The organism is Fructilactobacillus cliffordii (assembly GCF_024029355.1).
In the GTDB taxonomy this organism is placed as follows: Bacteria; Bacillota; Bacilli; order Lactobacillales; family Lactobacillaceae; genus Fructilactobacillus; species Fructilactobacillus cliffordii.
Genome location: NZ_CP097117.1, coordinates 1282517 through 1296716 on the forward strand (window position 1 = coordinate 1282517; position 14200 = coordinate 1296716).

Annotated in this window: 13 protein-coding genes; 12 read left to right on the forward strand and 1 reads right to left on the reverse strand. The window is 31.8% G+C overall.

Translation table 11 applies throughout. The features are described 5' to 3' along the window. The first annotated feature begins 14 nt into the window (after positions 1-14). From rlmD to M3M38_RS06405, 8 genes are all read left to right on the forward strand, one after another. The gene (gene rlmD, locus M3M38_RS06370; protein WP_252813945.1) at positions 15-1394 is read left to right on the forward strand and encodes a 23S rRNA (uracil(1939)-C(5))-methyltransferase RlmD; all 1380 of its coding nucleotides are present in this window, start codon (positions 15-17) and stop codon (positions 1392-1394) included. A gap of 92 nt (positions 1395-1486) precedes the next feature. After that, positions 1487-2227, forward strand: coding sequence for a methylase (locus M3M38_RS06375; protein WP_252813946.1), 741 nt, complete (start codon positions 1487-1489; stop codon positions 2225-2227). After that, the gene (locus M3M38_RS06380) at positions 2220-3275 is read left to right on the forward strand and encodes an Eco57I restriction-modification methylase domain-containing protein (protein WP_252813947.1); all 1056 of its coding nucleotides are present in this window, start codon (positions 2220-2222) and stop codon (positions 3273-3275) included. The genes M3M38_RS06375 and M3M38_RS06380 overlap by 8 nt, the downstream gene beginning before the upstream one ends. A gap of 1 nt (position 3276) precedes the next feature. Further along, complete coding sequence (locus tag M3M38_RS06385) at positions 3277-6624, forward strand: DEAD/DEAH box helicase (protein WP_252813948.1); 3348 nt, start codon at positions 3277-3279, stop codon at positions 6622-6624. Positions 6625-6654: 30 nt separating this feature from the next. After that, the gene (locus M3M38_RS06390; RefSeq protein ID WP_252813949.1) at positions 6655-7038 is read left to right on the forward strand and encodes a DUF2513 domain-containing protein; all 384 of its coding nucleotides are present in this window, start codon (positions 6655-6657) and stop codon (positions 7036-7038) included. Positions 7039-7287: 249 nt separating this feature from the next. Further along, entirely contained in the window at positions 7288-7632 is a 345-nt protein-coding gene (locus M3M38_RS06395; RefSeq protein WP_252813950.1) for a type II toxin-antitoxin system RelE/ParE family toxin, read from the forward strand. 5 nt (positions 7633-7637) lie between these two features. Further along, complete coding sequence (locus M3M38_RS06400; protein ID WP_252766933.1) at positions 7638-7910, forward strand: helix-turn-helix transcriptional regulator; 273 nt, start codon at positions 7638-7640, stop codon at positions 7908-7910. A 214-nt stretch (positions 7911-8124) separates the two neighbouring features. After that, entirely contained in the window at positions 8125-9273 is a 1149-nt protein-coding gene (locus M3M38_RS06405; protein ID WP_252814882.1) for an oxidoreductase, read from the forward strand. A 50-nt stretch (positions 9274-9323) separates the two neighbouring features. Here M3M38_RS06405 and M3M38_RS06410 read toward each other — a convergent pair whose 3' ends face one another. Next, positions 9324-9797: a glutathione peroxidase gene (locus M3M38_RS06410; RefSeq protein ID WP_252813951.1), complete on the reverse strand. Its 474-nt coding sequence runs from the start codon at positions 9795-9797 to the stop codon at positions 9324-9326. Between the two features lie 140 nt (positions 9798-9937). On the opposite strand from M3M38_RS06410, the gene M3M38_RS06415 reads away from it, so the two are divergent. The 4 genes from M3M38_RS06415 (at position 9938) to M3M38_RS06430 (ending at position 14041) form a co-directional block, all read left to right on the forward strand. After that, a complete protein-coding gene (locus M3M38_RS06415) occupies positions 9938-10081 on the forward strand; it encodes an AbrB family transcriptional regulator (RefSeq protein ID WP_252813952.1) in 144 nt (47 codons plus the stop codon). A 131-nt stretch (positions 10082-10212) separates the two neighbouring features. Further along, positions 10213-11835, forward strand: a complete 1623-nt coding sequence (locus tag M3M38_RS06420) for an ATP-dependent nuclease (protein ID WP_252813953.1) — start codon at positions 10213-10215, stop codon at positions 11833-11835. Beyond that, positions 11819-12910, forward strand: coding sequence for a hypothetical protein (locus tag M3M38_RS06425; protein WP_252813954.1), 1092 nt, complete (start codon positions 11819-11821; stop codon positions 12908-12910). The genes M3M38_RS06420 and M3M38_RS06425 overlap by 17 nt, the downstream gene beginning before the upstream one ends. Positions 12911-13213: 303 nt before the next feature. Further along, entirely contained in the window at positions 13214-14041 is an 828-nt protein-coding gene (locus tag M3M38_RS06430; RefSeq protein ID WP_252813955.1) for a tetraspanin family protein, read from the forward strand. Positions 14042-14200 lie beyond the last annotated feature (159 nt).

The window sequence follows — 14200 nt, forward strand, 5'->3', positions numbered from 1 at the left end:
GTTAAGGAGTAAGAATGAGCAAAACTAAACAAGCACCAGTAACCAAAAACGAAACGCTCGACGTGGACGTGACCGACCTGACTTACAAAGGAATGGGCGTGTCCAAAGTCGACGGTGGGTATCCGCTCTTCATCGAAGACGCGTTACCGGGTGAACAAGTGACGGTGAAGGTAATTAAGGTGAAGAAAAACTTTGCCTTTGCCAAGTTACTGAAGATCAATCAAGCCAGCCCTGATCGGGTCGCCATCGTGAACAAAAAGCTGACGCAATCGGGAATTTCCCCATTGCAACACCTGAGTTACGCTAAGCAACTGGAGTTTAAGCAACACCAGATTGCCGAATTGTTCCAAAAGGCCCATCTGGATCAGGTTCAGGTAGAACCCACGATTGGGATGGATCATCCGGTCCAATATCGCAACAAAGCCCAGATTCCAGTCCGGGAACTTCACGGACAACTGGAAACCGGGTTTTACCGTCGGCACAGTCACGATTTGATTCCAATCGAGGATTTTTACATTCAGGAACCCGCGATCGATGATGCAATCGTGAAGGTCCGGGACGTCCTACGGGAATTTCAACTTCCGGCGTACAACGAAACGACGCACCAGGGTCTGATTCGGAACATTATGGTGCGTTACGGCAAGTACAGTCATGAATTGATGGTGGTGTTGGTAATTAACGCCAAGCATCTGCCACGAGCTGCCGAAATTACGGCCGCCATTCAGGAAAAATTGCCGCACCTGGACAGTTTAATTGTGAACGTTAATCAGAGTACCGGGAACCGGTTGTTAGGCGAAAAGAACACGGTGCTGGCAGGAAAAGACTACATCATGGACCAGCTGTTGGGCACCAAGTTCTTAATTTCACCACTGTCGTTTTATCAGGTCAACCCGGTCCAGACGGAAAGACTGTACTCGTTAGCGATTGAAAAAGCTCAGTTGACAAAGGATGACATCGTAATCGATGCCTACTGTGGGATCGGAACGATTTCATTGGCAATGGCACCGCAAGTCAAGCACGTTTACGGAGTCGACGTGGTCAAGGAAGCGATTCAAGATGCGCGCACAAACGCCAAGTTGAACCACATTGAAAACGCCACTTTTGTTACCGGCAAGGCCGAAGACCAGATGCAAAAGTGGGAAGTGGAAGGCATTAAACCAAATGTAATTGTGGTTGATCCGCCCCGCAAAGGACTTGACGCCAGTTTCATTGAAAGTGCATTGAAGATGCGGCCAGAACGACTGGTGTACGTTTCCTGTAATCCAGCCACGTTGGTGCGCGATGCCCAGTTGTTGATTGATGGTGGTTACACGATTGATCAGCCGGTCCAACCGGTAGACCAGTTTCCGCAGACGCCACATGTGGAGAGTGTGACGGTGTTTACGCGGAAATAGGATAAATATTTAATTCGTTGTAATATTTATATATTGTAATTTCAAATTTTTATTAGTGATGGTTTTATAAAATAAGGGTAAGTAGATACATTATGGATAATGAAGAGATTAATCTTTTTGATGATCATCTATTTGAAAATAAGGAAGAAAAATTTAAATTAAATCCTGTAACAGAAGATGGGTTCTTAATAAAATCAAAAAATCGTGTGCAACATCACGGAGAAGTGTTTACTCCTAAATGGATGGTTAAAAAAATGTTATCAGAACCCTCTATTCAAAATAAACTACATGATTTACATGCTACTTTTTTTGAGCCAAGTGCAGGAGAAGGTGCTTTTTTGAAAGAAATATTACACCAAAAGTTAAACTATGTAGATCAAGTATCTAATAAAAGAAATTGGAATATTAACGCACTTTGGGCGTTGATGAGTATTTATGCTGTTGAATTATTGAATGATAATTTATTTAAGGCCAGACAAAGTATGATTGATATTTTTGTAAATCATTATCAATCTTTTCTCCAACGTAAATTAAGTATTAATACTGATATTTATAAATCTGTTAATTTTATTATTAACGTGAATATTGTGCAAGGAAATACTTTAACTTATAAAAATGATGAAAATAAACTAATTGAATTTAGTGAATGGATTCCAGTTGGCAATCTAGTTGAAAGGTCAATATTTACTTACAAATCATTGTTTGAAAATGATGATGTTAAATCTAATAACAAACAATTAAGCCTTTTTGATGAGTTAAAAAATTACAATGATCAAGAAAATAATTTAATGTTAATAACTAAAGTATATAAGGGGGGATGTATGAATGGATAGTAAAGATTTTAAATTTGATGTTGTAATTGGTAATCCACCGTACCAAGATGAAACAATTGGAGATAATAAAGGATATGCTCCTCCTATTTACCATAAATTTTTAGATGATGCGTATAAGGTTGGCAAAATTGTTGAAATGATTCATCCGGGTCGTTTTCTTTTTGATGCTGGAAGTACTCCTAAATCCTGGAATAAAAAAATGCTCAATAATAATCATATTAAGGTTATTTACTATGAACAAAATAGTAATAAAGTTTTTAACGGAACCGATATTAAGGGTGGAGTTGCAGTAACATATTATGATGAAAATAAAATTTTTAAAAAGATTGGTATTTTTACACCATTTAAAGAATTAAGAAGCATATTTGATAAAGTTGTGAGCAAGAAAAATTTTGTTCCATTTAGTAAAATAATTTTTTCGCCAGAAAATTATAAATTTACTAATAAAATGCATCAAGATTATCCTGATGCTAATAATAAACTTAGTAATGGTCATAAGTATGATCTTAAATCTAATGTTTTTGATAAATTGCCTGATGTATTTTTGACTAATATTCCAGAAAAATCAAATAAAACAGAATTCATTAAAATTTATGGATTAAAAAATAGGAAGAGAACATATAGATATATAAAAAGTGAATATATAAAAAATGAAACAAATTTAAATGGTTGGAAAGTATTTGTTCCTAAAGCCAATGGAAATGGTGAGCTTGGAGAGGTGTTATCAACGCCAGTAATTGGAAATCCCTTGGTTGGTAATACTCAAACATTTATAAGTATTGGGAATTTTGTATCTAGGTATGAAGCAAGTGCTGTAATGAGTTACATTAAGACTAAATTTTGTAGGACATTACTAGGAATTTTAAAAATAACTCAGGATAACACGCAAAGTAAATGGTCATGTGTCCCTTTACAAGATTTCAGTACTGATTCTGACATTGATTGGTCAAAATCAATACCAGAAATTGATAAGCAATTATACAAAAAGTACGGGTTAGATACGCAAGAGATAAACTTCATTGAAACTAGGGTAAAGGAGATGAAGTAAAATGAGTTCTCCAAAAATAAAAGCATATAAACGATTTATCCCAATGATATATGCATACACAACTCCTAATGATATTTCTCATAATGGGTGGTCTAAAATTGGTTATACTGCTTATCAATCGGTGGAAGATAGAATTAATCAACAAAGTCATACTGTAGACGTAAAAACTGAATTACTATGGCAAGCAAATGCTCGTTATAATGACGGGACAGATGAAACTTTCACTGATCATGAATTTCATGATTATTTAGTTCAGAAACGAAATGTTGAACGAAAAAATCATACGGAATGGTTTCATATTGATAAAGATACGTCTCGTAGATATTTTTATGAATTTGCTGCTCGTGATTATGAAAATATACAAGGTGATAAAAGTCATATTCAATATGAACTTCGTAAAGAACAAAAAAGTGCGGTAGATAAAACAATTTCTTATTTCAAGAAGAACGGTAAAGGAAGCGAATTCTTGTGGAACGCTAAACCTCGTTTTGGAAAAACTTTAACTGCATACGATTTGATCCGTAAGATGCAAATGAAAAATGTATTAGTGGTAACTAATCGTCCTAGTATTGCTAATTCATGGTTTGATGATTTTGATAAATTTATTGCTTGTCAAAGTAATCTTAAATTTGTTAGCGAAACAGATGCGTTGAAAGATAGACCGGTTCTTTCCCGACAAGAATTTATCAATTTAATTTCTGATGGCAATGACTATGGACAAATAGTATTTGAAAGTCTTCAGGGATTAAAAGGTTCTGTTTATTTTGGTGGCAACTACGATAAACTTAAATGGATTAAAGATTTAAATTGGGATCTTCTAATTATTGATGAGGCCCATGAAGGTGTAGATACTTATAAGACTAGTAATGCATTTGATAATATTAAACGTAAATATACACTTCACTTAACTGGAACCCCCTTTAAAGCATTGGCAAATGGAAAGTTTGCAGAAAATCAGATCTTTAATTGGTCTTATGCTGATGAACAAAAGGCTAAAGCTGATTGGAATGAAGAAGTTGAAGGTGATAGTAATCCATATTCAATGATGCCACGGTTAAATATGTTTACTTATCAATTATCTAAAATGCTTTCTAATACATTAAAAAAAGGAATTGATGTAGGGAATGAAGATAGAGTTAATCCTGCATTTGATTTAAATGAATTTTTCAAAGTTGAAAATGGAAAATTTAAGTATGATCATGAAATTGATTGTTTCTTGAAGATGTTAACTACTGGGGAAAAGTATCCATTTTCTACTCCTAAATTACGTAGAGAATTGTCACATACTTTCTGGATTTTAAATCGAGTGGATAGTGCTAAAGAATTAGCTAAGAAGCTACAGGATCATCCAGTATTTAAGGAATATAAAGTTATTCTTGCTGTAGGTAATGGTAAATTTGATGATAATCAACTAAATGATGACCAGTTAGATAGTGCAAATGAAAAGGCATTTGACAAGGTTCAAAAAGCAATAAAAGAAAATGATAAGACAATTACATTAAGTGTTGGACAACTTACTACTGGTGTTACAGTTAAACCTTGGTCAGCTGTCCTAATGCTTTCGAACATGCATAGCCCTGCTGAATATATGCAAGCGGCTTTTAGGGCACAAAATCCATATACTGCTAGACTTGAGAATGGTGAATTATTTCAAAAAGAAAATGCATATGTATTTGATTTTGATCCAACTAGAACTTTAACCATTTTTGATGAATTTGCTAATGATTTAATGGCTAAAACTTCTAATGGAAAGGGAACGATTGCCGACCATAAAAATAATATTTCTAAATTATTGAACTTTTTCCCAGTAATTGGGGAAGATAAAAATGGTAAGATGGTTGAACTTGATGAAGAACAAGTATTGTCCATCCCTCGTCAATTGAAGTCTCAAGAAGTTGTAAATCGTGGATTTATGAGTAATTTCCTTTTTGCTAATATTTCTAGAATTTTTGCTGCTCCGACTGAAGTACGTGAAATTTTGAATGAATTAGTGACTATCAAAGAAGGTAAAATTCAAAGAAATGATCACGATGCTATTGAAAATGCTGAAGATGTTTCAGTTGATAATAATGGTGAAATTGAAATTCCTAAAGAGCTTGTTATAGGTAAATACAAGGATCTTTTTGGTGATAAAGTTTATTCTGATCTAGGGGATCAGTTAATTAGTTCTGTAAATAATAATGATAGCACTGATTTTAAAACAGTTGTTAATGATATTTCTAAGCAAATTAATGATACGTTGGGAAAAGAGGTTATTAATCGAGTTTCCAATAATTCTGAATTAAATAAGAATGAAGTAAAACGGCAGCAAAAGCATGTTATAAAAGAGAATAATCAGGAATTAAATAAAATTGCTGAAGAGTCAAATAATCAAAATGAAATTGCTAAAACTGAATATAAAAAAGCGCTGTCGACTGATCTTAATCAAAAAGAGTTAAATGAAGCTAAAAATAAATATGAAACTACATTTCAAAATATTCTCGATAATTTTAATCAGAAAATACATGATCATGTAAAAAATGCTGTTGAAGAAATTCCAGTTAAAGTTGTTGAGAGAGTTGAAAAAAATGAAGAAAAGAAAAAATTAAATAATATTGAAGAAGATGCTAGATCTCATTTACGTGGTTTTTCTCGAACAATTCCAAGTTTTATAATGGCATATGGGGATAAAAATCTAACACTCCAAAACTTTGATGATTACACAGAAGATGATGTTTTTAAAGAAGTAACAGGAATTACAGAGAATCAGTTCCGATTCTTGCGTGATGGTGGTGATTACGTTGATTCCGGAACGGGAGAAAATAAACATTTTGAAGGTCATCTGTTTGATGAAGTTGTTTTTAATGATTCAATTCAACAATTTTTAGAAAAAAAGAATCAATTAAGTAACTATTTTGAAGATAATAGTAATGAAGATATCTTTGATTACATTCCATCACAAAAAAACAATCAAATTTTTACTCCAAAAGCGGTGGTAAAACATATGGTTGATGATTTAGAGAAAAATAATCCCGGAATATTTGACGATCCTAATAAAACATTTGCTGATCTGTATATGAAGTCTGGATTATATATTACGGAGATTATAAAACGTTTATTCCGTAATAATAAAATGAAGCAACTTTTCCCAGATAAGAATGAGCGAATTAAACATATTGTAGAAAATCAAGTTTATGGACTTGCTCCGACAAGAATTATTTACTTGATTGCTATAAATTATATTTTTGGTTTTGATGAAAATTTAAAAAACTCAATTGGGCAAAATCATTTTAAGCAAGTAGATGCCGCAAAATATGCTAAAGAAGGCACACTAAAGGAAATTGTAGAAAAAGAATTTGGAAATGGATGACATTAATTTCCAAATCATTGGGAAATCAAAATGAAATTAAATCATGATTTAGTTAGAGAGATCTTGTTAGTAATTGAAGATACAGATAATCCTTCTGGACCTGATAGTCAATATCTAATAAATAGGCTTAATAAAAATAATAATTGGACTTATAATGAAATTGCTTATACTATTGGTAAATTAAAAGAAGCTAGATTTATTGATGGGGATGTTACATGGGGAGATAATATGCCATTGCGAATTTCCCCAGGCAATTTAACATATTATGGACATAAGTTTTTAGATAACATCAGAGATAATAATGTATGGAGAGAAACTAAAAAAATAGTTTCTGGATTTTCAAGCGTTTCATTAGGAATACTTTCTAATGTTTCTGCAGGAGTAATTACTGAATTAATAAAAAGGAATTTATAATATATATATTTAAATTTGGATTCATTCGATTCTCTGAAAATGAGATGGAATGAATCCATTTTTCATGGAAATAAATTCACATTAAATCAATTTATAATAATAGATTAATTATTTACGTAATTCTCGTAGTTGTGGTTAAAAAAATTAAATTTTTGTACAAAATAATTTATAGATTTTGAAATCCATAAAGTTTCCAATTATAATAGCATATATGCTATATTTAATGTATAGCTAAGTAAGGATTATTTAATGAATTTTATTTATCAGGATCCAAAAAAATTTAAACATTTTTTATTAGAATTACCAGAAAAAGACCGAGTTAAATTGTTGCATACAATCTCAAATATTGAAAAATATGGGTATGCAGTTGCTCAAAAAATGGGTTGGACGAAAAAAATTAATGATAATTTATATGAAATTAGATCGAAATTTTCATCTAATATTCAAAGAGGAATTTATTTTCATTTGGAAAATAATAAGTATGTAATTACTCATGGATTTACGAAGAAAACGCAAGTAACGCCTAAAAAGGAAATTAAGAAAGCTAAGCAACTTCGTAGCGATTATTTAAGGCATAAACACGCAGGGAGATGATATTAATGACGCAAACTGATGAATTTATTAAAGAATTTTCTAAGGATTCTAAATTTAAACGAGATTTTGAAGAAGCAGATATGAGAACGGAAGCAGCTCTTGCTGTTCGCTCCTTAAGAGAACAGTTAGGACTGACGCAAGCAGAATTTGCTGAATTAGTGGGCAAACCACAATCTACCATCTCAAGAATTGAAACAGAAGAAATGAATCCAACTTTTAAATTGCTAGAAGAAATTGGAGCAAAGACAAATCGACGGTTAAACATTAAATATGTTTAGGATTAGTAGCTTTTTATTGTTAGTGTTTGAACTTTTGAGAACTAGATAGAAATGACAAAAGTACGATCTTCGTTTGATAAGAGCATCGTACTTTTATTTTTGTTATAACTTACTAAAAGTAGGCAATATCATTGCTATTTCTCGGAATCCAGCTATAATTTAGCTACAAATGTTAGCTTATTAAGAACGAGATTTTGAGAAGGAGGAATCCATCATCACACGTAAACTAACGGATTCAGTTACATTTCGCCGCGGAGTTACAGTAAACGGGCGGTTGTTTATGCCACCGATGTTGACCTCGTCGGGAACGGCGGATGGAAGAGCAACTGCAGATACGTTGCAATACTATGCGGCTCGTAGTAAGACCGCCGGGATGTTGATTACTGAATATCACTACGTCAGTGAAAATGGAGGACCTAGTGGCGGCGGTCCCTTTGGGCAACAACTCGGGATTTATGATAATCAGCACTTGGAATCGATTAAGGCGCTTGCCACCACGATGAAACAAGACGGCGCAAAAGCCATTTTGCAAATTAACCACGGTGGGCTACGCAGTAACGGCTTTGGCGCAGAACACGGATATACGTTTGGTCCGAGCGCCATTCATTTCCCGAAGTTGGATTATCAAGTTTTAGAATTAACCACTGATCAAATTCATTCAATTATCCGTGACTTTGGTTTAGCTACGAAACGGGCCATTGACGCAGGTTTTGATGGCGTTGAAATTCATGGAGCTAATCATTATTTGTTACAACAATTTATGTCGACGTATTCGAACCGGCGTACAGACGAGTGGGGAGGCTCATTGACCAATCGGATGCGTTTTCCTCTAGCAGTTACGAAGGAAGTTTTGCGGATAGTCAATCAGTACGCTCCCCAATACTTTATTGTCGGTTACCGGATTAGTCCTGAAGAACTGCATCATGACGGCAGTGGTTACACAATTGCTGATTCTAACCAGTTAGTGAAGGAACTGAACAAGTTGAAGCTGGATTACCTGCACGTTTCCATCTTTGGCCACTATTACGATGGTCCCAAGGACAGCAAGCTGAGTTACACGCAAATTTACCGGGAATCGCTCGATGACGAAACGAAATTGTTGGCGGTTGGCGGTATATTTAGTGTCGAAGCAGCGCTGGATGCCGTTAACCACTATATGGACATGGTCGGGATGGCCCGGGGCAGTTTGATTGATCCGTTGTTTGGTTATAAAGTGGACAATGATCAGGCGGATGAAATTGTACATGAGATTTCACCGGAACAGTTGAAACAAACGTCCTGGACCAAGGGCTTGTTAGATTCGTTCTCATTGCCCGACAATGGGTTACCACCGTTGCCAAATGGGGATTCGATTAAAAAATAGAGCAGCAAAAAACTCGCAGAAATGAGATTTCATTTCTACGAGTTTTTTATTTAGGCTTGTAATGCCTTTTGAATTTCAGGTTCCAATTTTTCTGGGTTCGTAATTGGAGCGTAACGGTGAATCAACTTGCCGTCCTTGCCAATCAAGAACTTGGTGTAGTTCCATTTGAGGGGACCGTGGCCGGATTCTTTCTTCAGGTAGGAGAATAACGGGTCGGTGTCTGCGCCATTGACCTTAATGGTTTGGGTGATGGGGAAAGTGACGCCGTAGTGAATCTGGCAATATTCGGTAATGTTTTTCGAATCCTTCAGTTCCGTTAAGAATTGGTTGGAAGGAAAGCCGATTACTTCTAAACCTTGGTTGTGGTATTTTTTGTATAGCTTTTCCAAATCCTTTAATTGTCCGGCTAAACCGCACTTGCTGGCGGTGTTAACCACGAGGATGACCTTACCTTTAAAGTCGGAAAAATCAATCGGATCGCCGTTTAGTTCTTTGGTTTTGTAATCATAAACTGAGTTAAGCATGAGAAGGACTCCAATCTGTTGAATTTGATGGTGCACAATTAAAACTGTATCACTTTTGGCTGGGATTGGCTAATGATTGAATTTGAGGATATAATACCACTAATTAAATAATTAGAGTGATTGATATTAGAGGAGAAACCATGGAGCAAAAATTTCCAAGTGCAGATGATTGGAAGCAAGTACTAAGCCAAATTCCAATTGAAACCGTTGAATTTGACGAGAATGGCAATTATGATGACGAGAAGCATCCAGAGTTTCATGACTGGATGAAAAATTATAACTAGTTAGTCTTTTAAGAAAAAAGTTACTTATATATAAGAATAATTTGTAAAAATAATGCAAAAATATGTTTTAAATGTTATAGTTTCATAAACTAATTTATTTACTGTTAATTTATTACAATAGGAGAAAATCAGTGGGTTATTTAGAAAAAATTAAAATACATAATTATAAAACCTTTAAAGATTTCGAAATGGATTTTAATAAGGATTTAAATATTATTGTTGGTGAAAATGGAGTTGGAAAAACAAGTATATTAGAATCAATTGGTATAGTGCTCAACCAATACATATTCTTTAACAATCCCAACTTCGTCAATCATTTATTTAATAAAAGTTCTATAGACGAATTTAAAAATAATGACATTAAAGATATAAAAGAGCTACCCTATATAAAAATAGAAGCATACTTTAATTTTGATAATGAACAAGATATTAATTTAAGTAAATTCAATGGAACCAATTATTCTGAATTACATTCCTATAATAATGAACCTAAATATGGGATTACTTTTGAATTTAAATTCGATGAAAGTTTTGAGGATGTTATTAGTATTGATGAACTAAATTCAAGTTATATTATCCCAACTGATTATTATAAGTCAACGTGGACTACTTTTGCTGGTTGCTCATATAAAAGATTCCAAAATCCTTTAAAATCAATAATTATTGATAATTCTATAAATAAAAATGATGTTTATGGATCATATTCTCGAAATCTGTTTAACAGTAAAATTGATTCAATAGAAAGAACAAAAATTGAATATAAATTTAGTAATCAAATGAAAAAGTTAATTAATGAAATTTCTTATGAGCATAAAGAGTCTTTATTTTTGGATGATGATAAAAAATTTTCTGTTAATGAAGAAAAAAGCAAACTAGATAAATTATTAGATATTGAAGAAAATGACATTTCGATAAGTGATATGGGTTCTGGTGAAGAGGAACTTTTAAAAACGGAGCTTTCTTTAAATAATAAAAACGATTCAAAATTGATTTTAATTGAAGAACCTGAGAATCATCTAAGTTTTTCAAATACCAAAAAGCAAATTTCATTGATTATAAAAAGAAAAAATGATTGCCAAATAATTTTAACTACACATGAATCTATGATTTTGAATAAGTTAAATTTGAGTAAAGCAATTTGGATTAACAATTCTAAATCTAAATCATTGAAGAATCTTCATGAAGATACACAATCGTTTTTTGAAAAAGCTGGTAATTTTGACATATTAACATTTATTTTAGCTAATAAAGTTATGTTAGTTGAAGGTCCATCGGAATTTATTTTATTTCCAATATTTTTTCAAAAAATGTATGAAGAAAAAACACTTGATAGTGAAAAAATAGAAATATTAACTATGAATGGAATAAAATATAAACGATTTGTAGAAATAGCAAACGATTTAAAAAAGTATACGGCTGCTTTCATAGATAATGATGGGAATCAAAATAGAATAAATTATTTTGATTCATTCAACGATAGTGAGAATTATATCAATGTTTTTACAGAAGCTGACAAAAGTAATTTAACATTTGAAAATGCTTTATATAACGAGTCTAATGCAAATAAAGATCTTATAAAGAGTATTTTAAATTTAAGCGATGAAAATCCAGAAGAGATTATCAGTAAAATGAAGAATGATAAAACGGGTTTTGCAATAAAACTTTTTGACCATATGAAGGATAATATGGACACTAATATTGATATTCCTAATTATATAAAAAGAGGTTTTGAATATCTTGAAAAAGGGAAATAATTCTAAAATTGTATTTGCAGTAGCGGGTTCCGGTAAGACGACAGAAATTGGAAAAGAAATAAGTTATAACAAAGATAAAAATAATTTATTAATTACTTTTACTAATCAAAATGTCGAAAATATAAAAATAGGAATACAGAAATTTTGTGATGAAGGAATACCTGAAAATACAATTGTTTTAACTTATACAAAATTTTTATATTATTGGCTTATAATACCTTTTAAAAAAATTATTAAAGTCGGTAAAGATAATTTTTGTATATCAGAAGGAATTACAATTGAAACTCCAGAACCTCAAAGAATAAATGGTAAATCTAATCATAAGTATCGTAAAAATGACGATTATAGACATTACGTTAATAGAAATAAACAACTATATGCATCTAGATTATCGGAATTGTTTAATAATCAAAAGGCTTGTACAAAAAAGTTGATAATAAAAAGATTGAATTACTTCACAGACAATATATATATAGATGAATTTCAGGATTTTACGGGTAAAGATTTTGATTTACTTATGCAAATATCTGATTATTTGAATGATGCAAAATTAACAATGTTTGGAGATTTTTTTCAAAGCCAGGTTTCTATGTCTGATCAAAGGAATCTTTCTCCGTATAAAGAAGGTAATTTTGATAAATTCAAATTCGATTTAAAAACGAAGCATAATATTGCAATAGATGAAAATAGTTTAAAAAGATCATATAGATGTCCTCCGAAAACTTGTGATTTTATTAGAGATAATTTGGGAATTAACATATTTTCTAAATCAAATGGTGATGGTGAAGTAACTATTGAAAAAGACTCAAAACGAATTACTGAAATATTAAATGATAAAAATATTGTAAAGTTATATTGGAATAGTAATCATAATGAATATGGCAATTTTGAGCCATATAATAAATGGGGATATTCAAAAGGAGATACTTATAATAATGTCGCAATAATTCTAACTAAAACGGTGAAAACAAAATTAAGAGAAAATAATCTATATAATCTAAACCCAAAAACAAAAAATAGTTTTTATGTTGCTCTAACAAGATCAAAAGGAAATACCTATTTAATCTGTAATTAATTATTGTATCTTAAACAGTATTCCTCATCAGATATCTATACCTTATAAGTTAAAGTGAACATTTATTATAATTAGGCGGATTGTTTCTGATATTTTATCAGCGATAATCTGCCTAATTTTATTTTATTTCTTTCTATTTTATGGCATTTAATCCATTTTTAAATATTATCGATTTTTACTTTTAATTTTTCGAAGAAACTTTCAGTTCAGGAATTGTCTAATTAGCAATCTGTATAGTAATTCAATTTAATCATTGATAAAATGAAATAAAAATAACTTAAATTTTTATTAGGAGAACTTGTCGTGAGACCTTTTTATTTTATTGTCGGAATTATTTTAATTGCTGTTGGAATTTACTATTTAAATAAAAACCGTAATAATTCTAAATCTCCAGCAGAAAAAAACTTTTGGTTAATATATGGTAGTTTAGTTTTAGGGAGCGTACTGCTAATTGGTTCACTAAGAATAGAAATACTAACTAGTTTAGGCATTTTAGTATTGTTTATTCTATTGATTTATTGTGGCATTCAACTTTATCAAAATCGAAATAAAGCCAAAGAGAAAAGAAAATCACAATGGACATCCAGATTGATTCTAGTTATTATTGCATTATTTGCAATTGGATTTGCTGGTGAAACAAATGGTAATCAAAAAGCTAATCATTCAAGTAATCAGCAAACAAGCCAAAAGCATAATAACAATAAACAAAAACCTAAACCTAAAAAAAGTGAAAATAGCAACGACCAAAAAGAAAAGAATGATAAAGAAACTGAAAATAAAAAACAAAAAGATGATAATCCTGAACAAAAGAAAGATGACGTTCAAAAGCAAAACGAAAATAATCAACAAGAAGATAAAAATAATCAGCAAGAACAAAATCAACAAAATGATGATTCAGACAAGCAAAATAGCAATCAACCTGTTAATCAATCAAATTCTTCTCTCAACAATCAGCAAGCAGATGATTCAACAAAAGTTAACAGTACGTCCGGATCAGTTGTTGGTAATAGTAAAACCATGACTTATCATACTGCCGATCAAGCAAACTATCGAATTAGTAGTAGCAACGTAGTTTACTTTAATTCTGAAGCAGATGCGCAAGCGGCCGGTTATCATAAGTCTTTACGCTAAAATGGATCATTTTGATCTGTACCATATGATTTAAAATAAATATTTATTGTAATTAGGTGATTTGTTCCTGATATTTTATCAGCGATAAGCCACCTAATTTTATTTGAAATTGTTCCTTGTTGTAGAATTTAATTCATTTTTGATTATCTTCGTTAGTTC

Excerpts from the sequence above, each read along its gene's own strand:
- rlmD (WP_252813945.1), top strand. The coding sequence starts at position 15 with ATGAGCAAAACTAAACAAGCACCAGTAACCAAAAACGAAACGCTCGAC.
- M3M38_RS06375 (WP_252813946.1), top strand. The coding sequence starts at position 1,487 with ATGGATAATGAAGAGATTAATCTTTTTGATGATCATCTATTTGAAAAT.
- M3M38_RS06380 (WP_252813947.1), top strand. The coding sequence starts at position 2,220 with ATGGATAGTAAAGATTTTAAATTTGATGTTGTAATTGGTAATCCACCG.
- M3M38_RS06385 (WP_252813948.1), top strand. The coding sequence starts at position 3,277 with ATGAGTTCTCCAAAAATAAAAGCATATAAACGATTTATCCCAATGATA.
- M3M38_RS06390 (WP_252813949.1), top strand. The coding sequence starts at position 6,655 with ATGAAATTAAATCATGATTTAGTTAGAGAGATCTTGTTAGTAATTGAA.
- M3M38_RS06395 (WP_252813950.1), top strand. The coding sequence starts at position 7,288 with ATGAATTTTATTTATCAGGATCCAAAAAAATTTAAACATTTTTTATTA.
- M3M38_RS06400 (WP_252766933.1), top strand. The coding sequence starts at position 7,638 with ATGACGCAAACTGATGAATTTATTAAAGAATTTTCTAAGGATTCTAAA.
- M3M38_RS06410 (WP_252813951.1), bottom strand. The coding sequence starts at position 9,797 with ATGCTTAACTCAGTTTATGATTACAAAACCAAAGAACTAAACGGCGAT.
- M3M38_RS06415 (WP_252813952.1), top strand. The coding sequence starts at position 9,938 with ATGGAGCAAAAATTTCCAAGTGCAGATGATTGGAAGCAAGTACTAAGC.